This is a genomic window from Rhodococcus sp. 3258 (assembly GCF_031456475.1).
In the GTDB taxonomy this organism is placed as follows: Bacteria; Actinomycetota; Actinomycetes; order Mycobacteriales; family Mycobacteriaceae; genus Rhodococcoides; species Rhodococcoides fascians.
The window spans coordinates 190,082-211,915 of the sequence record NZ_JAVDUT010000004.1 but is presented as its reverse complement, the minus strand read 5'-3'; the positions used below and the strand labels follow the sequence as shown (position 1 = coordinate 211,915).

21 protein-coding genes and 1 riboswitch are annotated in these 21,834 nt (G+C 65.9%); of the genes, 15 read left to right on the top strand and 6 right to left on the bottom strand.

Features of this window, described 5'->3' with window-relative positions:
• The first annotated feature begins 17 nt into the window (after positions 1–17).
• The 3 genes from J2X62_RS14655 to prcA are packed head-to-tail and all read left to right on the top strand — an operon-like array spanning position 18 to position 1,920.
• Entirely contained in the window at positions 18–212 is a 195-nt protein-coding gene (locus tag J2X62_RS14655) for a ubiquitin-like protein Pup (protein ID WP_027497086.1), read from the top strand.
• A complete protein-coding gene (gene prcB, locus J2X62_RS14650; RefSeq protein ID WP_027497087.1) occupies positions 209–1,150 on the top strand; it encodes a proteasome subunit beta in 942 nt (313 codons plus the stop codon). The genes J2X62_RS14655 and prcB overlap by 4 nt, the downstream gene beginning before the upstream one ends.
• Complete coding sequence (prcA, locus tag J2X62_RS14645) at positions 1,147–1,920, top strand: proteasome subunit alpha (RefSeq protein WP_027497088.1); 774 nt, start codon at positions 1,147–1,149, stop codon at positions 1,918–1,920. Before prcB ends, prcA begins: the two co-directional genes overlap by 4 nt.
• Before the next feature lie 37 nt (positions 1,921–1,957).
• On the opposite strand, the gene J2X62_RS14640 is transcribed toward prcA, so the two are convergent.
• Positions 1,958–3,427, bottom strand: a complete 1,470-nt coding sequence (locus tag J2X62_RS14640) for a phosphatase PAP2 family protein (RefSeq protein ID WP_310181441.1) — start codon at positions 3,425–3,427, stop codon at positions 1,958–1,960.
• 76 nt (positions 3,428–3,503) lie between these two features.
• Between J2X62_RS14640 and pafA the strand changes: the two genes are divergently transcribed.
• The 7 genes from pafA to J2X62_RS14605 all read left to right on the top strand — a co-directional run bounded on the left by pafA (position 3,504) and on the right by J2X62_RS14605 (position 12,308).
• A complete protein-coding gene (gene pafA, locus J2X62_RS14635) occupies positions 3,504–4,862 on the top strand; it encodes a Pup--protein ligase (protein ID WP_174557245.1) in 1,359 nt (452 codons plus the stop codon).
• A gap of 93 nt (positions 4,863–4,955) precedes the next feature.
• Complete coding sequence (locus tag J2X62_RS14630; RefSeq protein ID WP_027497091.1) at positions 4,956–5,948, top strand: YafY family protein; 993 nt, start codon at positions 4,956–4,958, stop codon at positions 5,946–5,948.
• A complete protein-coding gene (locus J2X62_RS14625) occupies positions 5,945–6,940 on the top strand; it encodes a YafY family protein (protein WP_094622158.1) in 996 nt (331 codons plus the stop codon). Before J2X62_RS14630 ends, J2X62_RS14625 begins: the two co-directional genes overlap by 4 nt.
• Positions 6,941–7,025: 85 nt before the next feature.
• Positions 7,026–7,292, top strand: a complete 267-nt coding sequence (gene tatA / locus J2X62_RS14620; protein WP_027497093.1) for a Sec-independent protein translocase subunit TatA — start codon at positions 7,026–7,028, stop codon at positions 7,290–7,292.
• Between the two features lie 109 nt (positions 7,293–7,401).
• On the top strand, positions 7,402–8,373 hold the full coding sequence (gene tatC, locus J2X62_RS14615; RefSeq protein WP_027497094.1) for a twin-arginine translocase subunit TatC: 972 nt from the start codon (positions 7,402–7,404) through the stop codon (positions 8,371–8,373).
• 27 nt (positions 8,374–8,400) lie between these two features.
• Complete coding sequence (locus tag J2X62_RS14610) at positions 8,401–11,175, top strand: DEAD/DEAH box helicase (RefSeq protein ID WP_310181438.1); 2,775 nt, start codon at positions 8,401–8,403, stop codon at positions 11,173–11,175.
• Positions 11,176–11,297: 122 nt separating this feature from the next.
• Complete coding sequence (locus tag J2X62_RS14605) at positions 11,298–12,308, top strand: DUF4333 domain-containing protein (RefSeq protein WP_310181437.1); 1,011 nt, start codon at positions 11,298–11,300, stop codon at positions 12,306–12,308.
• A 6-nt stretch (positions 12,309–12,314) separates the two neighbouring features.
• Here J2X62_RS14605 and J2X62_RS14600 read toward each other — a convergent pair whose 3' ends face one another.
• Positions 12,315–13,292: a 5'-3' exonuclease gene (locus J2X62_RS14600; RefSeq protein WP_310181436.1), complete on the bottom strand. Its 978-nt coding sequence runs from the start codon at positions 13,290–13,292 to the stop codon at positions 12,315–12,317.
• 27 nt (positions 13,293–13,319) lie between these two features.
• Between J2X62_RS14600 and J2X62_RS14595 the strand changes: the two genes are divergently transcribed.
• Together J2X62_RS14595 and J2X62_RS14590 are read left to right on the top strand one after the other, a co-directional pair.
• Complete coding sequence (locus J2X62_RS14595) at positions 13,320–14,450, top strand: Xaa-Pro peptidase family protein (RefSeq protein ID WP_032382036.1); 1,131 nt, start codon at positions 13,320–13,322, stop codon at positions 14,448–14,450.
• Positions 14,447–15,034 (top strand): nucleotidyltransferase family protein, encoded by a 588-nt coding sequence (locus J2X62_RS14590; RefSeq protein ID WP_222063129.1) that lies wholly within the window; start codon positions 14,447–14,449, stop codon positions 15,032–15,034. The genes J2X62_RS14595 and J2X62_RS14590 overlap by 4 nt, the downstream gene beginning before the upstream one ends.
• On the opposite strand, the gene J2X62_RS14585 is transcribed toward J2X62_RS14590, so the two are convergent.
• The gene (locus J2X62_RS14585) at positions 15,031–15,444 is read right to left on the bottom strand and encodes a TIGR03618 family F420-dependent PPOX class oxidoreductase (RefSeq protein WP_222063130.1); all 414 of its coding nucleotides are present in this window, start codon (positions 15,442–15,444) and stop codon (positions 15,031–15,033) included. The genes J2X62_RS14590 and J2X62_RS14585 overlap by 4 nt on opposite strands.
• A gap of 64 nt (positions 15,445–15,508) precedes the next feature.
• Between J2X62_RS14585 and J2X62_RS14580 the strand changes: the two genes are divergently transcribed.
• Genes J2X62_RS14580 through J2X62_RS14570 form a run of 3 tightly spaced genes read left to right on the top strand, consistent with a single transcriptional unit; the run spans position 15,509 to position 18,275 of the window.
• A complete protein-coding gene (locus J2X62_RS14580; protein ID WP_032365811.1) occupies positions 15,509–16,267 on the top strand; it encodes an SDR family NAD(P)-dependent oxidoreductase in 759 nt (252 codons plus the stop codon).
• Entirely contained in the window at positions 16,240–17,532 is a 1,293-nt protein-coding gene (gene cbiE / locus J2X62_RS14575) for a precorrin-6y C5,15-methyltransferase (decarboxylating) subunit CbiE (RefSeq protein ID WP_230591942.1), read from the top strand. Before J2X62_RS14580 ends, cbiE begins: the two co-directional genes overlap by 28 nt.
• The gene (locus tag J2X62_RS14570; RefSeq protein ID WP_032365812.1) at positions 17,529–18,275 is read left to right on the top strand and encodes a cobalt-precorrin-6A reductase; all 747 of its coding nucleotides are present in this window, start codon (positions 17,529–17,531) and stop codon (positions 18,273–18,275) included. The genes cbiE and J2X62_RS14570 overlap by 4 nt, the downstream gene beginning before the upstream one ends.
• Here J2X62_RS14570 and J2X62_RS14565 read toward each other — a convergent pair.
• The 3 genes from J2X62_RS14565 to cobG are packed head-to-tail and all read right to left on the bottom strand — an operon-like array spanning position 18,258 to position 21,559.
• Entirely contained in the window at positions 18,258–19,751 is a 1,494-nt protein-coding gene (locus J2X62_RS14565) for a precorrin-2 C(20)-methyltransferase (protein ID WP_032365813.1), read from the bottom strand. The genes J2X62_RS14570 and J2X62_RS14565 overlap by 18 nt on opposite strands.
• Positions 19,748–20,374, bottom strand: a complete 627-nt coding sequence (locus J2X62_RS14560) for a precorrin-8X methylmutase (protein WP_027497104.1) — start codon at positions 20,372–20,374, stop codon at positions 19,748–19,750. The genes J2X62_RS14565 and J2X62_RS14560 overlap by 4 nt, the downstream gene beginning before the upstream one ends.
• 54 nt (positions 20,375–20,428) lie before the next feature.
• Positions 20,429–21,559, bottom strand: a complete 1,131-nt coding sequence (gene cobG / locus J2X62_RS14555; RefSeq protein ID WP_310181430.1) for a precorrin-3B synthase — start codon at positions 21,557–21,559, stop codon at positions 20,429–20,431.
• Between the two features lie 82 nt (positions 21,560–21,641).
• A riboswitch (cobalamin riboswitch) is annotated at positions 21,642–21,773 on the top strand.
• Positions 21,774–21,834 lie beyond the last annotated feature (61 nt).

Genomic DNA, 21,834 nt, shown 5'->3' with positions numbered 1-21,834 from the left:
AGAGGAGGTCGGCGACTATGGCTCAGGAGCAGACACGGCGCTCGGGCGGCGGCGGCGACGACGAGGTCCCAGGCGACACGGGGGCCGGTGGCCAGGAACGGCGCGAGAAGTTGGCCGAGGAGACCGACGATCTTCTCGACGAGATCGACGACGTTCTCGAGGAGAATGCCGAGGACTTCGTCCGCGCCTACGTTCAGAAGGGCGGCCAGTGACGGTGGATCGTTCGGACCCACGGTCGGCAGGCGACGGACCGGCGATTCCGCTGGGGTCCAGTAGCTCGTCCTTCTCCGACTACCTCCGGCAGCACGCCCCGCACCTGCTGCCGGAGAGCGGCCTCGCCGCGGACCTGGCGTCCCACGCCGCCAACGGCACCACCGACAAGTCCGGCATCGCTCCGCACGGTACGACGATCGTCGCCCTCACCTACGCGGGCGGGGTGCTGATCGCCGGTGATCGGCGCGCCACTCAGGGCAATCTGATCGCCAACCGTGACATGCAGAAGGTCTACGTCACCGACGAGTACTCCGCTGCGGGCATTGCCGGAACTGCGGGTATCGCAATCGAATTGGTTCGTCTGTTCGCTGTCGAACTCGAGCACTACGAGAAGATCGAGGGCGTGCCGCTCACCTTCAACGGCAAGGCCAACAAGTTGTCGTCGATGGTTCGGAGCAATCTGGGTGCGGCGATGCAGGGACTGGCTGCGGTGCCGTTGCTGGTCGGATTCGACATCGACATCTCCGATCCCGACAGAGCCGGACGCATCGTGTCGTACGACGTGGTCGGCGGGCGTTACGAGGAGCGGTCGGGCTATCACGCAGTGGGTTCGGGCTCGTTGTTCGCCAAATCCGCGCTCAAGAAGTTGTACCGCCCCGGAATGTCCGAGGACGAGGCGCTTCGGGCTGCAGTCGAGTCGCTGTACGACGCCGCCGACGACGACTCGGCCACCGGTGGTCCCGATGTCACCCGCGGCATCTACCCGACGGCAGTTGCCATCACGAGCGTCGGTGCGGACGACGTCGCGCACGATCGCATATCGGCTGCGGCCCGATCGGTTCTGGCAGAACGAACCGAGAGCGCAGCACACACCGGCGGCACGGACCACCACACCCGAGCAGGCCAGGAAGTCAGCGAAGGGGGTAGCGCGCTATGACGATGCCGTATTACGCATCTGCCGAACAGATCATGCGCGATCGTTCGGAATTGGCGCGCAAGGGAATCGGCCGCGGCCGCAGCGTCATCGTGCTGGCGTATGCCGACGGGGTCCTGTTCGTCGCCGAGAATCGCTCGACCGCGCTGCACAAGGTCAGTGAGCTCTACGACCGCATCGGTTTCGCTGCCGTCGGCAAGTACAACGAGTTCGAGAACCTACGCAAGGCCGGCATCCAGCACGCAGACATCAAGGGATACACCTACGATCGACGCGATGTCACCGGCCGGTCGTTGGCGAAGACCTACGCCCAGGCACTGGGCACCATCTTCACCGAGCAGCTCAAGCCGTACGAGGTCGAGATCTGCGTCGCCGAGGTGTCCCATCAGGACGAGCCGATGGCCACGCAGCTCTACCGCATCACGTACGACGGCTCCATCGTCGACGAACAGGATTTCGTCGTCATGGGCGGCACCACCGAGCCCATCGTGGCCGCGCTGAAGGATACGTACCGGTCCGGCCTCGGGTTGGCGGACGCAGTTCGTATCGCCGTCGACGCGCTCACCGCCGGTCCGACGTCGCCTGCGACTGCCGGTGCCGAGCCCGAGAAGAAGGTTCTCGAGGTGTCGGCCCTGGAGGTAGCCGTCCTGGATCAGGGGCGACCGCGTCGAGCGTTCCGGCGTATCGCTGGAGCTGCTCTGGCGGACATGTTGCCCGCATCGGCACCGTCCGCGACCGGCGACGGCTCCTCGGAGCCGGAGACTCCGCAGTAGTCCCCACACTTCGGATCGAGGTCGACGGCCTCGTGCTCTATCGCTTCCGGTAGAGCACGAGGCCGTTCTTGTCGCTGCTGAACTGGAATGTCGTGCCGTCTCCGACGACCTCGCCGTCAGCCGCGAGGGCAACCGGGGCACCGTCCACCTCGACGGTCAAGCGTTGCGCCACACTGCGCACGTAGGCAGGCGACGAGCCGAGCGTTCCGGTGATCGTCGCCCACAGCAGTCGTGTTCTCGATGCCTTGGGTTCCGACGGGAGAAAGCGAACATCGAGGGTGCCGGTATGAATGCTGCTGCGCGACATGGGAACTTGATCGATCGGATCGTAGGTACCGTTGCCGACGAAGAGCATCCACACCGAGTGCGGCACCCCGTCGAGTCGAATGTTCAGTGGCTCTGCAGCCGCGAGCACTCGTGTCATCGCAACCGCAGCGGCCGGCCACTTACCGATTCGCTTCTGCAGCTTCTGCCGTAACCGCACCGAGTCGGGGTAGCCCCCGAACGTCGCGGTGTTGACGAACGACACCCTGCGGCCGTCGACGTCCACCTCGGCGAGGTCGACCAGTTCCGCGGTGCCCGCCTCGACGGCGGCAGCGGTATCTTCGACTGCGGTCAGACCGGTGTCGCGAGCGAAGTGGTTGAGAGTGCCACCCGGAAACGCGGCGAGCGGCAGGCCGTTGCGCGCAGCCGAGGCAGCGACGCTGACGACCGTGCCGTCGCCTCCGCACACTCCGAGAGCACGCGGCGTCGTGTCCCGAATTCTCTCTTCGAGTTGCTCGTTGAAGTCCTTCTCGGGATCGGGTACGAACAGGTCGGCGTCGGGGAGCTCGCGGCGGATGGCGTCCGGTACCGCCTCCGAACCGTCACCGGATGCGGGATTGACGAGCACCAACAGTCCCCGTCCGCCCGGCAGTGCCTCGACCTCGACCGGCGAGCCGAGAGCGGCGGGCTTCGCCGACCGTACGGCCCACCAGCGGCGGGTCGACAACGCGATCGCCGAGCCGAGTGCAGCTCCGGCGACGACATCGGTGGGCCAGTGGACTCCGACGTGAACCCGGGAATAGCAGACTGCGGCGGCGACCGGAGCCAGCAGCAATCCTGCCTTCGGTGATTCGATGGCGACCGCGGTGACGAAGGCGGCCGCGGACGCCGAGTGACCGGAGGGAAACGACGAGGACACCGGCGGGGCGAGCACGCGGCGCAGTACGGGAACCAGCTCGGTACCCGGCCTCGACCTCGGGAACACCGGCTTGAGCAGACCGTTCGCCACGGCGCTCGCACCCGCCACGGCGATCAGCCCCCGCACGCCGCCGCGTCGGGCCGAGCCACCGGCCGCGCCGAGAAGTGCGGCAGCTCCGAGCCACAGGCGACTGTGATCGGCGGCCGTGCTCAACGCGCGAAGACCCGCGTCGGCCCTGCTCGAGCGCAATGCCGCGCTTCGCGCAACCAGGGACAGGTCCCACGCGTGAACCGAGGCGGCAACAGACGTTGGCGTGGAAGTCATAGGGCCCAGCCTAGGCATGGACGCCATCGAGGCGCTCCGACACATCCATCGGTGGCTTGCGTTGTAGTGTCGAAGTGTGCAGCGACGAATTATGGGCATCGAGACCGAGTTCGGTGTCACATGTACCTTTCACGGACACCGACGCCTGAGTCCGGACGAGGTGGCCCGCTACCTCTTCCGTCGCGTGGTCTCGTGGGGCCGCAGCTCGAATGTGTTCCTCCGCAACGGCGCTCGCCTCTATCTCGACGTCGGTTCGCATCCCGAGTACGCCACTGCCGAATGCGACAGCCTGCTGCAATTGGTCACCCATGATCGCGCAGGCGAGCGAGTACTCGAGGATTTGCTGATCGACGCCGAACAGCGTCTCGCCGAGGAGGGCATCGGCGGAGACATCTACCTGTTCAAGAACAACACCGATTCGGCGGGCAACTCCTACGGTTGCCACGAGAATTTCCTCGTCCAGCGAGCGGGCGAATTCTCGCGCATCTCGGATGTGCTCCTACCTTTCCTGGTCACCCGCCAATTGATCTGTGGCGCAGGCAAGGTGCTGCAGACACCCAAGGCCGCGACGTTCTGCCTCTCGCAGCGCGCCGAGCACATCTGGGAAGGCGTGTCGTCGGCCACCACTCGTTCGCGGCCGATCATCAACACTCGCGACGAACCGCACGCCGATGCCGAGAAGTATCGCCGGCTCCACGTCATCGTCGGCGATTCCAACATGGCCGAGACCTCGACCATGCTCAAGGTGGGGACGGCCGCACTCGTACTCGAGATGATCGAGGCAGGCGTCTCGTTCCGAGACTTCGCGCTGGACAATCCGATTCGGGCCATTCGCGAGGTCAGCCACGATCTGACCGGTCGCAGGCCGGTCCGCCTCGCCGGTGGTCGCCAGGCCAGTGCACTCGAAATCCAGCGTGAGTACTACTCCCGGGCCGTCGAGCATCTCCAGACGCGGGAGCCGAATGCTCAGGTGACACAGGTGGTGGACCTGTGGGGACGCACACTCGATGCCATCGAGTCGCAGGACTTCGCCAAGGTCGACACCGAAATCGACTGGGTCATCAAACGCAAGCTGTTCGAGCGGTATCAGGACCGCTACTCGATGGAACTTTCCGATCCCAAGATCGCTCAGCTCGATCTTGCGTACCACGACATCAAGCGTGGACGGGGAGTGTTCGACGTGCTGCAGCGCAAGGGTCTGGTCAAGCGAGTCACCGAGGACGAGCAGATCGACGAAGCGGTGAATTTGCCGCCGCAGACGACACGCGCGAAGCTGCGCGGTGAGTTCATCACCGCGGCCCAGGAAGCCGGACGCGACTTCACCGTCGACTGGGTACACCTGAAACTCAACGATCAGGCGCAGCGAACGGTGTTGTGCAAGGACCCGTTCCGTTCGGTCGACGAGCGCGTCGAGCGACTCATCGCATCGATGTAGTCCGAACGCGACTCGGCTGGAGGTCGGGTAGCGATCCAGGCAACTCGGGTCGCTACAGCTCCGGCGGGCGGTGAACAACTAGGCTCGACTGTCGTGGCCACCACCAAAGTCGAACGCCTGATGAACCTGGTCATCTGTCTGTTGTCGACGCGTCAGTTCCTGACCGCGGAGTGGATCCGCGAGAGCGTTGCCGGGTACGACGACTCGACGAGCCTCGAAGCGTTCAGCAGGATGTTCGAGCGTGACAAGAACGAACTGCGCGATCTCGGGGTGCCCCTCGAGACCGGCATCGCCACGCGGTTCGGTGGTGTCGAGGGTTATCGCATCAACCGAGATGCCTACGAGCTGCCGGACATCGATCTCACCAGCGAGGAATCGGCTGCGGTCGCGGTGGCCGTCAAATTGTGGGAATCGCCGGAACTGACGTCTGCGGCCCAGAGTGCGCTGCTGAAGCTCCGCGCCGCAGGTATTCAGGTCGACCAGAACGAGTCGGCCGCTGCCGTCACGGCCGTTCCGGCGCGAACCCGAGGGTCCGAGCCCGCACTGGGTGCCCTGCTCGCGGCGATCGACGAGGGTAAGTCGGTGCGGTTCGAGCATCGACCCTCGTTGACCGAGCCGTTCGTCACCCGAACCGTCCAGCCGTGGGGCGTTGTGACGTTCCGGGGACGGTGGTACCTCGTGGGACACGACGTGGACCGAGACGACACCCGAACCTTCCGACTGTCCCGGATCGGCGACGACGTCAAAGCCTTCGGATCACCTCAGAGTGTCCGCAAGCCCGACGGTATCGATCTCCAGGACATCGTCCGCCGCGTCGCGGGCACGTCCTCGGTATCGGGTACCGCGCGAGTGTGGCTTCAGGACGGTCGGGCGACGGAGCTGCGGAGGATGGGCACCGTGGTGGGGGAGCAGACGGTGGGCTCGCGTACCGGAACGGTCGTCGAGGTTCCGGTACGGTCCTGGGATTGGATTTCGCGGCTCATCGCCGGTCACGGTCCCGACGCGATGGTGTTGGCCCCGGCAGAGCTGCGGGCCGATGTCATCTCGACCTTGCAGACTGCAGCCGAACTGGAGAACGAACGATGAGCGCGCGTCTGTCGGTGCGGTTGGCCCGCCTGCTCAACATGGTGCCCTTCTTCATGGCCAATCCGGGGTTGAGCGCCGAGGAGGCCGCTCGGGAACTGGGCGTGACCACCGCGACGCTGATGGCCGATCTCAATCAGCTCTGGATGTGCGGTCTGCCCGGATACGGACCGGGTGACCTCATCGATCTGTCGTTCTCCGAGGAGAGCATCGACGTCACCTTCTCCGCCGGGATCGACCGGCCGCTGCGGTTGACGTCCACCGAGGCCACCGCACTGTTGGTCGCACTTCGGTCGTTGACCTCGATGCCGGGGATGGTCGATCCGTCGGCCGCTCAGCGAGCGATCGCGAAGATCGAGACCGCGGCCGGGTCGGCGGCGGCGAATGTGCCGCTCTCGTCCGACCACGACACGGCCGACGCGGAGGAGGGTCCGGTGTCGAGCACCGTACGGTCTGCGCTCCGAGCCCGGCACGCACTCGAACTCACCTACTACTCGGCGTCGCGAGACGTGCTCACCGAGCGCATCGTTGATCCGATCAGGACCGTGGTGGTCGACGACAACAGCTATCTGCAGGCATGGTGTCGCGGCGCCGAGGGCGTTCGGCTGTTCAGATTCGATCGCATCGATTCGGCCACCGAACTCGACGAACCGTCGTCTCCGCCGGAGTCGGTGCAGGACGAGGACGCGTTCGAGATCTTCAACGACGACCCCTCTCTGTCCCAAGCGCGGTTACGCGTCTCACCTGCGTTCACCTGGATTCTGGACTACTACCCGATGACGCAGGTAGCCGCCGATTCGGACGGGTCCATCGAGGTGACCATGCGTTTCGCGACGCTGCAGTGGATGACCCGGCTGACCCTCGGGTTCGGCGGTGGCGTCACCGTACTGGGACCTGAATCCTTGGTGAATTCCGTCCGCGATCGTGCGCGGTCCGCCCTGAATGCCTACGCGGAGCTCGACGCCACCGACACCGGCGGCGGCCTCACAACATGAACGTGAGGTGAAGCGGTGCGCTCCGTTGCCGAGCGCATCGCCCGCCGTCGGGTACGCTCGATTCATCTGATCTCAGGAGGTTCACATGGGATTCACCAGTCCCTGGCACTGGGCCATCGTTGCGGTGGTCGTCATCATTCTGTTCGGTTCCAAGAAGCTGCCCGAGGCTGCGCGTGGACTCGGACGCTCGTTGCGTATCTTCAAGAGCGAGGTCAAGGAGATGCAGAACGACGGCAAATCCGACACCGATACCGCGACTGCACAGCAGCCGGCCGCACCCGCTCAGCTGCCATCGCCGGCACCCGTGGCGCAGACCGAGACCACACCCCAGCACGACGCGAAGTCTGCCTGAGCGACGCCGCTCAGCACACCTTCGGTGCCGCGTCGGCACCGAAGGTTCACTGCTGTCGGTGACGGCCTCGTGCCGCCTGCCGACCGAAGAAGGCTGACCGTAGAACACCATGCGCATTCCGTTCGATCCACGGCGCAGTAAGCGTCGAGTCAATCCCGACGGCACGATGTCGTTGGTCGATCACCTGTACGAGCTGCGAACCCGGCTGCTCTGGTCGCTGCTGGCCATCGCGGTGACCACTGCATTCGGATTCTTCTGGTACTCACACACGATCTTCGGCGTCGAAAGCCTCGGCGATCTGCTTCGAGGCCCGTACTGCACCCTGGACCCGAGCCTGCGTGCGGATTTGAGCAACGACGATCAGTGCCGCCTGCTCGCCACCGGCCCGTTCGACCAGTTCCTGCTGCGGTTCAAGGTGGCGTTCACCGCAGGCGTCGTGCTCGCCTGCCCCATCTGGCTGTACCAGATCTGGGCGTTCATCACTCCCGGCCTGTACGCCAACGAACGCCGTTACGCAGTCTCCTTCGTCACCGGTGCCGCTGCGCTGTTCGTGACCGGAGCGATTCTGGCGTACTTCGTCGTCGCCAAGGGCTTGCACTTTCTGCTGTCGATCGGTGACAACGTCCAGATCACGGCACTGAGCGGCGATCAGTACTTCGGTTTTCTGATCAATCTTCTGATCATCTTCGGTGTCAGCTTCGAAATACCGCTGCTGGTCGTCGGGCTGAACTTCGTCGGTGTTCTCACCTACGAACGCCTGAAGGCGTGGCGTCGCGGGTTGATCTTCGGACTGTTCGTGTTCGCGGCGATCGCAACGCCCGGACAGGATCCTTTCTCGATGCTGGCCTTGGCGTTGGCTCTGACGGTGCTCTTCGAGATGGCAGTGCAGATTGCGCGGATTCACGACAAGCGTAAGTTGCGCAAGAGAAGAGACGAATGGGGTGATGTGTCAGATGACGAAGCAACACGCATCGAAGGCGCAAGTTCTATCCAGGCCCCACACGCTGTCGCACCGACACCGCCGGTGGGCGGTATCGGCACTGCGACCCGAACACAGGCACAGTACGACGACACGATCTGATGTGAGTCCCAGCGACGGGGCGCGACCATGAGCGAGGCTGTTGTCGACACCCGGTCCAGGCCAGAACCCACGGAACTGCAACGGTTTTCCGCGGAGTTGAGTTTTCCGTTGGACCGCTTCCAAGTGGATGCGTGCACTGCATTGGAGAACGGTCACGGGGTGTTGGTCTGCGCCCCGACCGGCGCGGGCAAGACCGTGATCGGCGAGTTCGCGGTGCACCTGGCCCTCGCTGCCGGTCGCAAATGCTTCTACACCACCCCCATCAAGGCGCTCAGCAACCAGAAGTTCGCCGAGTTGACCGCGCGATACGGACGCGAGACGGTCGGCCTGTTGACCGGTGATTCGTCCATCAATCCGGATGCACCCATCGTCATCATGACGACCGAGGTGCTGCGCAACATGCTCTACGCATCCTCCGACGCACTGCGCGGGCTCTCGCACGTGGTGATGGACGAGGTGCACTACCTGGCGGATCGGTTCCGAGGTGCGGTCTGGGAAGAAGTGATCCTGCACCTGTCCGACGACGTGCGTCTGGTGAGCCTGTCCGCAACGGTCAGCAACGCCGAGGAGTTCGGCGCGTGGATGAGTACCGTTCGCGGCGACACCTCGGTGGTCGTGGACGAGAACCGTCCCGTTCCGCTCTCGCAGCACATCATGGTGGGCCGTCGGTTGTTCGATCTTTTCGACACCCGACCACAGTCACCGGACGGCCACCAGAAGGTCGTCGTGGACCGAGACCTGGTGCGGCACGTCAAGCAGCGTCAGTCGCTGGACTCCATGGATCGGTGGCACGCACCGCACAGTCGAGGACGCGGAGGTCGAAGCGGGGGCGGCGGACGCGGCGGCCACCAGGGAGGCGGAGGTGCCAACCGTCCGCTGGCTCGTCCCGACGTGATCGCCAAGCTGGACGAGGAAGGTCTGCTCCCGGCCATCACGTTCATCTTCAGTCGTGCAGGCTGCGACGGGGCCCTGACTCAGTGCATGCGTTCGCGGCTGGTTCTGACGACGCCTGAGCAGGCCGAGGAGATCAGGTACATCGTCGAGAAGCACACCTCCGAACTTCCGCGCGAGGATCTGGAAGTGCTCGGCTTCTGGGAATGGCGAGATGCGCTCGAACGCGGGTTCGCCGCGCACCACGCCGGAATGCTGCCGGTCTTCCGCCACACCGTCGAGGAGCTGTTCGTCAAGGGATTGGTCAGAGCGGTGTTCGCCACCGAAACTCTGGCCCTCGGAATCAATATGCCTGCCCGAACCGTGGTGCTCGAAAAACTGGTCAAGTTCAACGGTGAGACGCACGCGGAGCTGACACCGGGGGAGTACACCCAGCTGACCGGCCGGGCCGGGCGACGCGGCATCGACGTCGAGGGTCACGCGGTTGTGCTGTGGCAGCCCGGTACCGAACCGACCGAGGTGGCCGGACTCGCGTCGACGCGAACGTTTCCCCTCCGGAGCTCTTTCGCGCCCGCCTACAACATGTCGATCAATCTGATCGAACAGTTCGGGGCAGCGGATTCACGGCAGTTGCTCGAGCGGTCCTTCGCTCAGTTCCAGGCCGACCGGTCCGTCGTCGGCATGGTCCGCGGTATCGAGAAGAACATGAAGACGTTGGAGGCGCTCGGCGCAACGCTCGGTGGCCCCGACGGGGAGTACTTCGAGTACGCGCGACTGCGCGAGCGTCTGAAGGATCGAGAGAAGACCCTCGAGCGTCAGAACAGGTCCGATCGGCGGGACAAAGCCGTCGACTCGTTGCGTGCGTTGCGCCGCGGCGACGTGATCTCGGTGCCGTCCGGACGGCGCAGCGGACTGGCAGTGGTACTCGAACCGGACGACGATCGCGGCGATCCGCGGCCGCTCGTGCTGACCGAGGACAAATGGGCAGGCCGTCTGTCCGCTGCCGATTTCCCTACGCCGGCAACACCTCTCGGCTCCATGCGATTGCCACGGTTCGTCGATCACCGCACCGCCAAGACCCGTCGGGATCTGGCGGCGGCGTTGGTCACCCGCGGCATATCCCAGCCCTCGGATCGAGTGGGACGAAAGTCGACCGCTGCCGACGACAAGGAGTTGGCAACCCTGCGTCGGGCCATCCGCTCACATCCGGTGCACAGCCGGCCGGATCGTGAGGAACTCTCTCGAACCGGCGAACGCTACAACCGGCTGGCCCGGGAAACCGAGTCGATGCGGCAGAAGGTGTCGGCCACGACGAACTCGTTGGCCCGAACGTTCGACCGCATTCTGGCCTTGCTGGCGGACCGCGGCTACGTGACCCCGGGCAAGGATCCCAAGGTGACCGACGACGGTGCTCGATTGAGCCGGATCTATTCCGAATCCGATCTTCTGGTCGCGGAATGCCTGCGAGGCGGACTGTGGCAGGGATTGTCGGCCGCAGAGTTGGCCGCAGTGGTCTCGGCCGTGGTCTACGAGTCCCGCTCCGAGGGAGACATCACCCCACACGGCCCGACCGGACCCATCAGGCACGCGTTGACCGAGACCGTGCGGGTGTGGCACGAGCTGCGGGCCGACGAGGTTCGGCACAAACTGCCACCGACCAGAGAGCCGGACATGGGCTTCGTCAAAGCGATCTACAAGTGGGCTTCCGACCATTCGCTCGTCGACGCACTGGTCGCGGCAGGCGACAACGGCAAGGCGCTGTCCGGTGGCGACTTCGTCCGTTGGTGTCGGCAGGTCATCGACCTGCTCGACCAGGTCCGGCTCGCCGCTCCCGAACCCGAGCTGTCGCGAACCGCCGCCCGTGCCGTCGCCGCGCTGCGACAAGGAGTGGTGGCCGTCGATGCCGCGTGACCGATGCTGCGTGACCGGCGCTGCGTGACGGGCCGAAACCGGACTGCCGGGTCGGTACAGCGGACGCACCGACAAGCGGGATACTGTACCCCCGACGGATTCGAGATTTCAGTGGAGGCGAGATGAGCGGCCCATACGGTCCGACCGACCCCGACAACAGTTGGTCACGAACGCCGGACCAGGACGGTGCCGCGAAGGACGGGCAGGAAGCTTCCACCGGCGAAGCTGCGGCGACATCCGAATCGCAGACTCCGACTCCGTCGGCGTGGGGACAGTACGCGCCGCCCACCGGCACCCCGACCACGCAGTACGGCGAACCTTCCGGAGGCGCGTACGGCCAGTCTCCCCAGGGGCAAACTCCCCAGGGGCAATACCCTCAGGGCGCGTATCCCCAGGGGCAATACCCCCAGGGCGCGTATCCGGCCGGGCCCTACCCGCAGCAGGGTCAGAATCCTCAGGTTCAGGGTCCGCAGGGGCAGTACCCGCAGGGCTACAACCCGCAGAATCCGACCGCACAGAATCCCACCGCACAGAATCCGACCGCGCAATACCCGGCGGGACAGCCGTACGGGGCACCGTATCCGGGGGCCGGACAGCAGCCTGCCGGTGACGCCGCCTACCAAAACCCCTACGCACCACAACAATTCGGCGGCAGTGGGCAGTACGGTGCCGGCCAGTACGGTCAGCAGCCTCCCTTCGCGGGCGGGCAGAATCCGAATCAGCAGTATCCCGGTCAGCACTATCCCGGACAGCAGTATCCGGGCCAGTACCCCGGGCAGTACCCGGGCCAGCAGCCAGGTCCCGGTCGCAGTGGCACACAGTCCAAGAAGCCGCTGATCATCGCGGGCTCCGTCATCGCCGTCGTGGCCGTGGCCGTGGTCGCGGCAGTGCTGTACTTCGCGTTCGGGCGCACGACCACCCTCGATACGACGGCCGCTCAGGACGGTATTCGCACGGTGTTGACCGAGTCCTACGGTGCCACGAACGTCTCGGGGGTGTCGTGCCCGCAGAACATCGAAGTCAAGGCCGGCACCAGCGTCGATTGCACGCTTACGGTCGACGGGGCGTTCAAGAAGGTGACGTTGACCTTCCTCAACGACGACGCCGACTACGAGGTCTCACTCCCGAAATAGCCCTGGTCAATTCCGGGACGCCGTGGCCGCCATCGCCGAGACGAGGCGGTCCACGGCGTTTCTGATTCCAAGGGTCTCCGCGAGCTTGTCGAGTGCCTCGAGATCTGCCGGTTCGGCCGGAATCTCGTCCGACCTCGACAGAACGACGTCGGCATCGGTGACGACCCGCACCACCGGCAGTGCCGCATCGAGGTAGTCGCCGGCGTTGGCCAGCTTCGCCCGAATTCCCTTGGCCATGTCCGACTCCGGATCGAGTGCCGCTGCACGCAGGCCCGCGACGGACTCGTACTGCAGCATGAGTGTGGAGGCCGTCTTCTCACCGACACCCTTGACACCCGGTAGCCCGTCCGACGCATCGCCGCGCAGAAGCGCCAACTCCGCGTAGGCCGCTCCCGCGCGGTGCAGCGGGACGCCGCACCGCTCGGCCACCTCGACCGGGCCGAAGAGTTCTGCCTTGGCCAAGCCACGACCCACGTACAGCACCCGTACCTCGTTCGGTTCGTCCGCCGCCACCTGCAACAGATCTCGGTCGCCGCTGACCACGACGACGGGATCGCGTCGTTCCTGTGCAGCCAAGGTTCCGAGCACGTCGTCGGCCTCGAGGCCGTCGGCCCCCGCGGTGGCAATTCCCAACGCCGCCAGGACGTCCATGATCATGTCCACCTGTGGCGTCAGGGTCTCGGGAACCTCTTCACTCTCGGCCACATCCGGCGCGGCGTCGGCAACCCGGTGCGCCTTGTACGAAGGAACGAGGTCCACTCGGAACTGTGGACGCCAGTCGAGGTCGAGGCACACAGCCAATCGGCTCGGTTCGGTTCGCGTGATCAGGGCCGAGATCATGTCGAGGAAACCTCGCACGGCATTGACGGGACGGCCGTCGGGCGCCGTAATCGACTCGGGCAGAGCGTAGTAGGCCCTGAACCACAGGCTCGCGCCGTCGAGGAGCAGCAACGGCGACTTTCCGGGGGTGGTCATGGGGCTCATCTTGCCGTACGGCACTAGCCTGGAGGTATGAGTGTCGATTCTTCTCGTTTTCCCAGCGATGTCTACGCCTCCAGGCTCGCGCGCGCGGCCCGCCTGACGTCGGACGCAGGCTTGGACGCCCTGCTGATCACTCCGGGCCCGGATCTGCAGTATCTGATCGGGTCCACGGCCAGCTCGTTCGAGCGTCTCATCGCGTTGGTGGTGCCGGCCGACGGCAGCACTCCCAGCATCGTCGTGCCGCGGCTCGAACTCGCCGCGCTGGGTGACTCCGCCGCCGAGGACCTGTCACTGACGCTCGTCGATTGGGTGGACGGCGTCGATCCGTACGCGCTCGTGGCTGCGGCCGTGCCGGCCGGTAGCAAGACCGCTGTCGCCGACGCGATGCCCGCCCTGCACTTCGTGCCGCTGGCAACGATTTTCGGGACCGTGCCGGTGCTGGCGACAGACGTTCTGCGCCAGCTGCGGATGATCAAGGACGACGCCGAGATCGATGCTCTTCGTCGAGCCGGTCATGCCATCGACCGGGTTCACGCCCGGATGGGCGAGTGGCTCCGAGTGGGCCGAACCGAAGCCCAGATCGCGGCAGACATCGCAACGGCGATCGTCGAGGAAGGCCACACCGCACCGGAATTCATCATCGTCGGCTCCGGTCCGCACGGTGCCGATCCGCACCACGAGGTCTCCGATCGTGTCGTCGAGGCCGGCGACGTGGTCGTCGTCGACATCGGTGGACCCGTTGCGCCGGGATACAACTCGGACTCCACTCGCACCTACAGTCTCGGAGAGCCTTCGGCCGAGGTCGCTACCCGGTACGCGGTACTGGAGCGAGCTCAGCAGGCCGCAGTCGACGCTGTGTCGCCGGGAGTCAGCGCGGAGTCCATCGACGCAGCCGCACGCGAGGTGTTGGTCGAAGCCGGTCTGGGAGAGGCGTTCCTGCACCGCACCGGACACGGTATCGGCCTGTCGGTGCACGAGGAGCCGTACATCGTGGCGGGCAACGACATCACTCTCACCGAGGGAATGGCGTTCAGCATCGAACCGGGCATCTATTTCCGGGGGCAGTGGGGTGCCAGGATCGAGGACATTGTCGTCGTGACGGCGGACGGGTGCGAATCGGTCAACCTCCGCCCCCACGGTCTCGCCGTGCTGCCGGTGTGACCGACGGCCGCCGAGCCGAGTTCGTCTCCGTCGTCAGGACGAATCCGATTGTGGCCGAGGTACTTCGGCGTGCGCCGCAGCTCGGGCTTTCGAATTGGTACCTGACGGCGGGCGGTCTGTTCCAAACCGTGTGGAATCACCTCGCCGACCGAGATCTCGGGGCCGGAATTCGCGACTACGACTTCTTCTATTTCGACGACACGGATCTGTCGTACGCCGCGGAGAACGACGTGATCGAGACCGCGGCCGACGTGTTCGCCGACCTCGGGGTCGACGTCGAAGTGCGTAATCAAGCGCGTGTACACCTGTGGTACGAGCAGCATTTCGGAGCGACGTTGGCTCCGTACCGAAGCTCCGAGGATGCCATCGACCACTTCGTGTCGACCACGTGCTGTTTCGGGATCACCGTGGACTCCCACGGTACGGACCGCGTCTATGCCCCACACGGCTTCGACGACCTGTTCGCCGGGATCGTCCGGCCGAATCCGCGATTACCGATGCGGCACGTCTACGAGGCGAAGGCCGCGCGGTGGACCACCGAATGGCCGAACCTGACCGTTCTACCCTGGCCGACGGACGACTAGCGTTGCAGCAGCGAGCGGCTGCCCAGTACCCGCCGCACCGCTATCTCGACGACGACGCGGGTCGGATTCTCCCGCGGCACTCGATAGCGTCGGGCATAGCGGTTCTCCGCATCGGCGACCGACTCGTGGTCGTCACGAACGGTGGCCGGACCCTCCAACGTCAGCCAGCGGGCACCGTCGATCTGGGTGACGGCGGCGTAGGCACCGCGGCCGGCGTTGATCGCCTTCTGCGACACGTTGTTGGTGATGACACGGGCGACGTGCGCGTCCGCGTCGTAGGTGAACCCGACGGCGACGACATGGGGCGTGCCGTCCGGACGCAACGTCGTCAGCGTGGCGAGGTGCCGTTCGGTGAGGAATTCGATCGCCTCGTCGGTGAGGGCAGTCGCGTCAGCGGGGGTAGCGGCCATGACTCGACTGTAATGACGTGCCCCGACTGCCATGAGCGGGGCTCGATCGGAGAGACTGTTCGGCGTGAGCAGACGATCTGAACCCGCCTCGGGAACGTTGTTGTTGCTCGGCGGCCGAAGCGAGATCGGTCTCGAGGTCGCCACTCGGCTGGCACCGGGACGAACCGTCGTACTGGCCGCTCGGCGCAGTTCCGACCTGGCGACGCAACGGTCACGTGTGCTGCAGGCAGGCGCGACGACCGTCGATGCGGTCGAGTTCGACGCGAACGCCATGGACACCCACGAGGAAATCCTGCGCTCCGTCGTGGAACGGCACGGGCCCATCGGAATCGTGGTGTTGGCGTTCGGGATTCTGGGGGATCAGACGCGCGCCGAGGACGACGCCGGGCATGCGCTGGAGGTGATCACGACCGACTTCCTCGCCCAGGTTTCCGTCCTCACCCACGCCGCGAAGGTACTGCGGGCGCAGAAGAGCGGCGATCTGGTGGTCTTCTCGTCCGTCGCGGGTGTCCGGGTGAGGCGGGCCAACTACGTCTACGGCTCAGCCAAAGCGGGTCTGGACGGCTTCGCCAGCGGACTGAGCGATTCCCTGCACGGCAGCGGCGTTCATCTGTTGCTCGCGCGCCCAGGGTTCGTCATCGGTTCGATGACCGAGGGCATGGACCCGGCACCGATGTCCAGCACACCCGATCAGGTGGCCGCCGCGGTGGTGGCTGCGCTGCGCAGCCGGAAGTCGACGGTGTGGATCCCCTGCACTCTTCGGCCGGTGTTCTTCGCGATGAGACTGCTTCCGCAATGGCTGTGGCGCAGGATGCCGCGCTGATGGCGGAGCCCAACCCTCACCCCATCGCAGTGGTGGGAATCGGCGCGGACGGTTGGGACGGACTGTCTGCTGTCGCACGTGTCGTGGTCGAGCAGGCAGATGTCGTCTTCGGGTCGGCGAGGCAGCTTGCCGGCGTGGGGGACAGGTGCGCTGACGCTCGTGCGTGGCCCAGTCCGTTGCTGCCGAGCCTGCGGCCGATGATCGACTCCTGTGACGGCCGGACCGTGTGTGTGTTGGCCAGTGGCGACCCGATGTTTCACGGTATCGGTGTGAGCCTGGCTCGCGAATTCGGTGCCGAACGTCTGAGGGTGTATCCCGCACCGTCGTCGGTTTCGCTTGCCTGTGCGCGTCTGGGCTGGTCGCTCGCGCACACCACGACGGTGTCGCTGGTGAACAGCCCGGTCGAGACCGTCCTCCCGGAACTCGGCCACGGTCGTCGACTTCTCGTACTGAGCCGAGGCAGCTCGACACCGAGTGACGTGTGTGCGCTCTTGCGTGACAACGGTTTCGGTGCCAGTACGGTGAGCGTGCTCGAACAACTCGGCGGCCCGGCCGAACGCGTCACCCGGGGGACGGCGACGGACTCGACGTTCGCCGACGCCGACCCGCTCAACGTTGTCGCGCTCGAATGCGTTCGAGATCGCGGCGCCACCAGACTCACTCGCGTTCCGGGCCTGCCCGATTCGCAGTACACCGGCGACGGTCAGATGACCAAGCAGGAAGTGCGCGCACTGACGCTGTGCGCGTTGGCGCCCGGAGCCGGCGAGGTCCTGTGGGACGTCGGCGGAGGCTCGGGGACGATCGCCATCGAATGGATGCGCACCGATCCATCGTGTCGCGCAGTGACATTCGAGTCGTCCGGGGATCGTCGACACCAGATCACGACCAACGCACAACGGCTCGGGGTGCCCGGGCTGGCCGTGCTCGGCACTGCGCCCGGGGCTTTCGAAGAGGTCCCCGGCAGTGCAGGCGTTCCGGACGCGGTGTTCGTCGGCGGCGGGGCGACCGAGCCGGGCATGATCGAGCGGTGCTGGGCGGCCGTGCGTCCCGGTGGCCGATTGGTCGCCAATTCGGTGACCGCAGAATCGGATTCACTGCTGCTCTCGGCAGCTGCACGATACGGCGGTAGGCTGCGCCGGTTCCAGATCTACCGGGGTGAGCCGTTGGGGTCCTTCACCACCTGGCGACCACAACTGCCGGTCACCCAGTGGTGCGTGACGAAACCCTGGGGTGCGCCCGACGGGGCGGATGCGGACGAGCAGTGAAGGTCCTACTCCTGGGCGGCACGTCCGAATCCAGGCAACTCGCCGCCGCCGTGGCCGGCGTGCCCGGGATCGAGTTGATCACCTCGCTGGCCGGGCGCGTCGCCGAGCCGGCGCCGGTGTCGGGCCATACCAGGATCGGCGGTTTCGGCGGTGCCGACGCATTGGCACAGTGGATTCGAGACAACGCCGTCGATGCACTGGTCGACGCGACGCACCCGTTTGCCGCCACCATCACCGCGCATGCCGACTACGCTGCTCGGACAACCGGTGTCGCTCATCTCGTGCTGACCCGGCCACCGTGGATCGCGTCGGCGGACGACCAGTGGACCACCGTGGCATCCCTACCCGAGGCGGCCGCATCGATAGAACCGGGTAGTCGGGTGTTCCTCACCATCGGCAGGCAAGGCGTTCACCATTTCGCCGGAGTCGCCGATGCGTGGTTCCTGATTCGTTCGATAGATCCACCGACCGGTGCCGTTCCCCCTCGCGCCACCCTCGAGCTCGGCCGCGGGCCGTTCGACCTCGCGCACGAGTCGGCAATGCTCGCCGACAACCGAATAGACCTGCTGGTCACCAAGAACAGCGGCGGCACGATGACCCGCGCCAAGCTCGACGCGGCGCGATCGGCCTCGATTCCCGTTCTGATGATCTCGCGACCCACCGTCGACATCTCGGCATCGACGGTCGACGAGGTCGATGCCGCCGCTCGGTGGTTGATCGAACGCCTACGCGTCACTCCCTGACGGGTAGCGCCGCGACGTGAACACTTTCGGACCGCTTCCGGTCTCCACCACCATCGTCATCGAGGAGCCGATGATGAGCAGGCACCGCATGTCGATCGACTCGGGATCGAGTTCGCCGAGGGTCACGGTGCGCACCGATTCCTGCGCACTGCCTACCGCCCGCCCGATCACCACCGGCGTCTCCGATGAACGATGTTCGAGCAGAACATCTTTCATGGCCGCGACCTGCCAGGTGCGGGTCTTCGACGCCGGGTTGTAGATCGCGATCGCCATGTCGGCTTCGGCCACTGCCGAGAGCCGTCGGGCCACCACGTCCCAGGGCTTGAGTCGATCGGAGAGGGAGATGACGGCGTAGTCGTGTCCGAGCGGCGCGCCGACGCGGCTGGCAACAGCATTGGCTGCCGTCATTCCCGGGACCACGCGTACCGGTACCGAACTCCACTGCTGTTCTGCTGCAACCTCGATGACCGCTGTCGCCATCGCGAACACGCCCGGATCACCCGAGGACACCACAGCGACGCGGCGACCCTGTTTGGCGAGGTCGAGGGCGAATGCCGCGCGCTCGGATTCGACCTTGTTGTCGCTTGCATGCCGAATCTGGCCGGGTCGCTGAGGAACTCGATCGATGTAGGTGATGTATCCGACCAGATCGGTCGCCGCCGCGAGTTCGGCTCGCACTTCGTCCGTCGTCCACACGTCGTCGCCCGGACCGAGACCGACGACGACCACTTCGCCGGTGCTGGTGGGCATGTCGGTTCGATTCGACGGACTCGGCACGACGATCATCGAGAAGTACGGCACGTTGTCCGCGTCGGCTGCATCGAGGACGCGTTGCTCGGCTGTACTGGCCCGCTCGACGTACCGCGCTTCGTCGAGCCTGCCGGATCGTTCCAATGCATCGAGCACGGTCGGATAGGTTCGACCGAGTTTCATGATGACCGCGGCGTCGGTGCCGCGGAGTCGGCGAGTGAGTTCGTTCACCGGCAAGGTGCCGGGGAGGACGGTGAAAACCTCGTCGCGCTCCACCAATGGAGTCGCCAGGGCGGCCGATGCAGCACTCACCGAGGTCACGCCGGGAACCACCTCGACCTCGAACCGGTGTGCCAGGCGTTTGTGCATGTGCATGTACGAGCTGTAGAACAGTGGATCGCCCTCGGCCAGAAGCACAACCGATCGGCCGGCGTCGAGATGAGCGGCGAGCCGTGCGGCAGCGGACTCGTAGAACTCGTCGATGGCCCCCTGATACCCACCGGGATGAGCCGTCGCCTCGGTGGTCACCGGATACACCAGGTGTTCCTCGATCTGCCCGTCGCGCATGTAACCGGCCGCGAGGGCGCGCGAGATGCTGCGACCGTGCCGAGCACTGTGGAACGCGACGACATCGGCCTCGCCGATCACGCGAGCGGCCCTGACGGTCAACAACTCCGGGTCGCCCGGGCCGACGCCCACTCCCCACAACTTTCCGCTGGAGCTCATTCTTGTTCGCTCGCAATGGCATTGACCGCGGCGACGGTGATGGGGCTGCCACCGCGTCTGCCCCGGACGACCAGATATTCCACGCCGAGGTCGGCGGCTATCAGGTCTTCCTTCGACTCCGCAGCGCCGATGAATCCGACCGGGCCGCCGACGATGGCTGCGGGCTTCGGAGCTCCGGCCGCGAGCATTTCCATGAGGTGGAACAGGGCGGTCGGCGCGTTTCCGATCGCGACGACGGCACCGCCCAGCTTGTCACCCCACAACTCCAGCGCGGCAGCGGTTCTCGTGGTGCCCATACTCCGAGCCAAATCCGGCACCCGAGGATCGGACAGGGTGCACAGCACCTCGTTGTCGGCCGGCAGACGGCGACGAGTGATACCGGCGGCAACCATGTTGGCGTCGCACAACACGGGTGCCCCTGCGCGCAGGGCAGTTCGGGCGGACTCCACCACGTCGGGCGTGAAGCCGATCGTCTCGGTCAGGTCGATCTCACCGACAGCGTGAATCATGCGCACGACGACCTGGGCGACGTCCGGGGTGAACCGAGACAGATCCGCTTCGGCGCGGATGGTTGCGAAAGACTGGCGGTAGATCTCCGCGCCGTCACGGATGTAGTCGTGCATGCGTGTCACGATAGGGGAGAGGGACCCCTCAGCCGGAAGCCGGTCTCCAGGTGCTCAGGACACCTGGTAGCCGATTCCCGTCGCAATGACGTCGGTCACCTCGCCTTTGGGTCGGCCGCATCGACGCTCGCAACCGGACCAATGCTGCCGCTCGTCCCGTGGCGTCATCCGCGCATCGACCGCGGCCGCGAGGTCGGCTCGGACGTCGGCGAGGGACTTCTCGCAACCGGGCGATCCGGTGCAGGCACTGACTCGGATCCACGGTGACGCGGCGTCGAAGATCAGGCCCATGGGTGCGAGAACTCGAACGACCTGTTCGGCCGGTTCCTCGTCCAGATCACCCACGATCAGCGATCGCCACGGCGTCACGATCAGCGGACGATCGACGGCAGCGAGGAATTCGGCCAACCGCGCGCCGAGGACGCCGTTGGCCAGACCTGCGCCGAGCGCAACGTGGCCATCGTCCTGATCGAGCCAGCCGATCGGTGGCACCTCGACCGGCGCAGGCATGGCCAGTACCGGTCCGGCCTGCAACCCGAGCACGTCGACGATGCGCGCGGCACCGCCGTCCAGTTCCGCCAGTCGCCATTCCTTGTGGCGCAACCGGACGAAGGCATCCGCGCAGTCGAGCAGAGTCGAGACCACGTGCTCGCGGTCGACGCGTACACCGCTGTCGCGTCCTGCCAACAGCACTGCGAACGACCCGTCGGCCTGGGCGTACACCCCGAAGTCGGGTTCGAGTCCGCACAGATCCCCACGGCCGTCGTCCAGGGCGAACAATGTCCGGCCTGGCAGTCCGGCGAGCTCGGGGCGAGCGCACACGGCAGCGTCGAGCTCGCCGACGAGACTGCGGACGTCGTTGAGTCCGCCGACCCGGCCCGACAGCGGCGAGGCGAGAATGTTGCGCACGCGCTCGTGCGTCGGAGACGGCAGCAACCCGGCGGCGGCCAACCTGTTCGCGAGCTCGTCCGGGTCCGAGACCGCACGAACCTGAATGTTGCCCCTCGACGTGAGTTCGAGCGAGCCGTCGCCGAGCTCGGCCGCGGCCTCGGCCAGGACCTGCATCTGCTCCGGCAGCACGAGGCCGCCCGGGAGCCGGATTCTGGCCAACGGACCGTCCGCCGCGCGGTGCGTCGACAGAGCTCCGGGGCAGCCGTCGGGCACGGACCTACTGGGCGAATTCATGTTCACCAGGCTACAAGTGCGACGGGTGGCCCGATCTCGTCCCGGCACCGGTAGCATTCGATGTTCACGGCTCCGGCCGAGAGGAAACCGGTGAAATCCCGGTACGGTCGCGCCACCGTGACCGCCCTGTAGTTCGTCGAGAACAGCTCGTCGGGAATGGTTCTCGGGACCTGTTCTCGAGGATCGTGCCTTCGGGACGGGGCGGAAGTCGGACCCTCTCACCGACGAGCTAGGACGATTCACCGATCCAGGGGCGCGAAACCCCGAGGAGGGCG

Excerpts from the sequence above, each read along its gene's own strand:
- J2X62_RS14610 (WP_310181438.1), top strand. The coding sequence starts at position 8,401 with ATGAGCGAGGCTGTTGTCGACACCCGGTCCAGGCCAGAACCCACGGAA.
- cobG (WP_310181430.1), bottom strand. The coding sequence starts at position 21,559 with ATGAATTCGCCCAGTAGGTCCGTGCCCGACGGCTGCCCCGGAGCTCTG.
- cbiE (WP_230591942.1), top strand. The coding sequence starts at position 16,240 with ATGGCTGTGGCGCAGGATGCCGCGCTGATGGCGGAGCCCAACCCTCAC.
- J2X62_RS14640 (WP_310181441.1), bottom strand. The coding sequence starts at position 3,427 with ATGACTTCCACGCCAACGTCTGTTGCCGCCTCGGTTCACGCGTGGGAC.
- J2X62_RS14565 (WP_032365813.1), bottom strand. The coding sequence starts at position 19,751 with ATGAGCTCCAGCGGAAAGTTGTGGGGAGTGGGCGTCGGCCCGGGCGAC.
- J2X62_RS14655 (WP_027497086.1), top strand. The coding sequence starts at position 18 with ATGGCTCAGGAGCAGACACGGCGCTCGGGCGGCGGCGGCGACGACGAG.
- J2X62_RS14595 (WP_032382036.1), top strand. The coding sequence starts at position 13,320 with ATGAGTGTCGATTCTTCTCGTTTTCCCAGCGATGTCTACGCCTCCAGG.
- J2X62_RS14605 (WP_310181437.1), top strand. The coding sequence starts at position 11,298 with ATGAGCGGCCCATACGGTCCGACCGACCCCGACAACAGTTGGTCACGA.
- tatC (WP_027497094.1), top strand. The coding sequence starts at position 7,402 with ATGCGCATTCCGTTCGATCCACGGCGCAGTAAGCGTCGAGTCAATCCC.
- tatA (WP_027497093.1), top strand. The coding sequence starts at position 7,026 with ATGGGATTCACCAGTCCCTGGCACTGGGCCATCGTTGCGGTGGTCGTC.
- J2X62_RS14600 (WP_310181436.1), bottom strand. The coding sequence starts at position 13,292 with ATGAGCCCCATGACCACCCCCGGAAAGTCGCCGTTGCTGCTCCTCGAC.
- J2X62_RS14625 (WP_094622158.1), top strand. The coding sequence starts at position 5,945 with ATGAGCGCGCGTCTGTCGGTGCGGTTGGCCCGCCTGCTCAACATGGTG.
- prcA (WP_027497088.1), top strand. The coding sequence starts at position 1,147 with ATGACGATGCCGTATTACGCATCTGCCGAACAGATCATGCGCGATCGT.
- J2X62_RS14585 (WP_222063130.1), bottom strand. The coding sequence starts at position 15,444 with ATGGCCGCTACCCCCGCTGACGCGACTGCCCTCACCGACGAGGCGATC.
- J2X62_RS14560 (WP_027497104.1), bottom strand. The coding sequence starts at position 20,374 with ATGCACGACTACATCCGTGACGGCGCGGAGATCTACCGCCAGTCTTTC.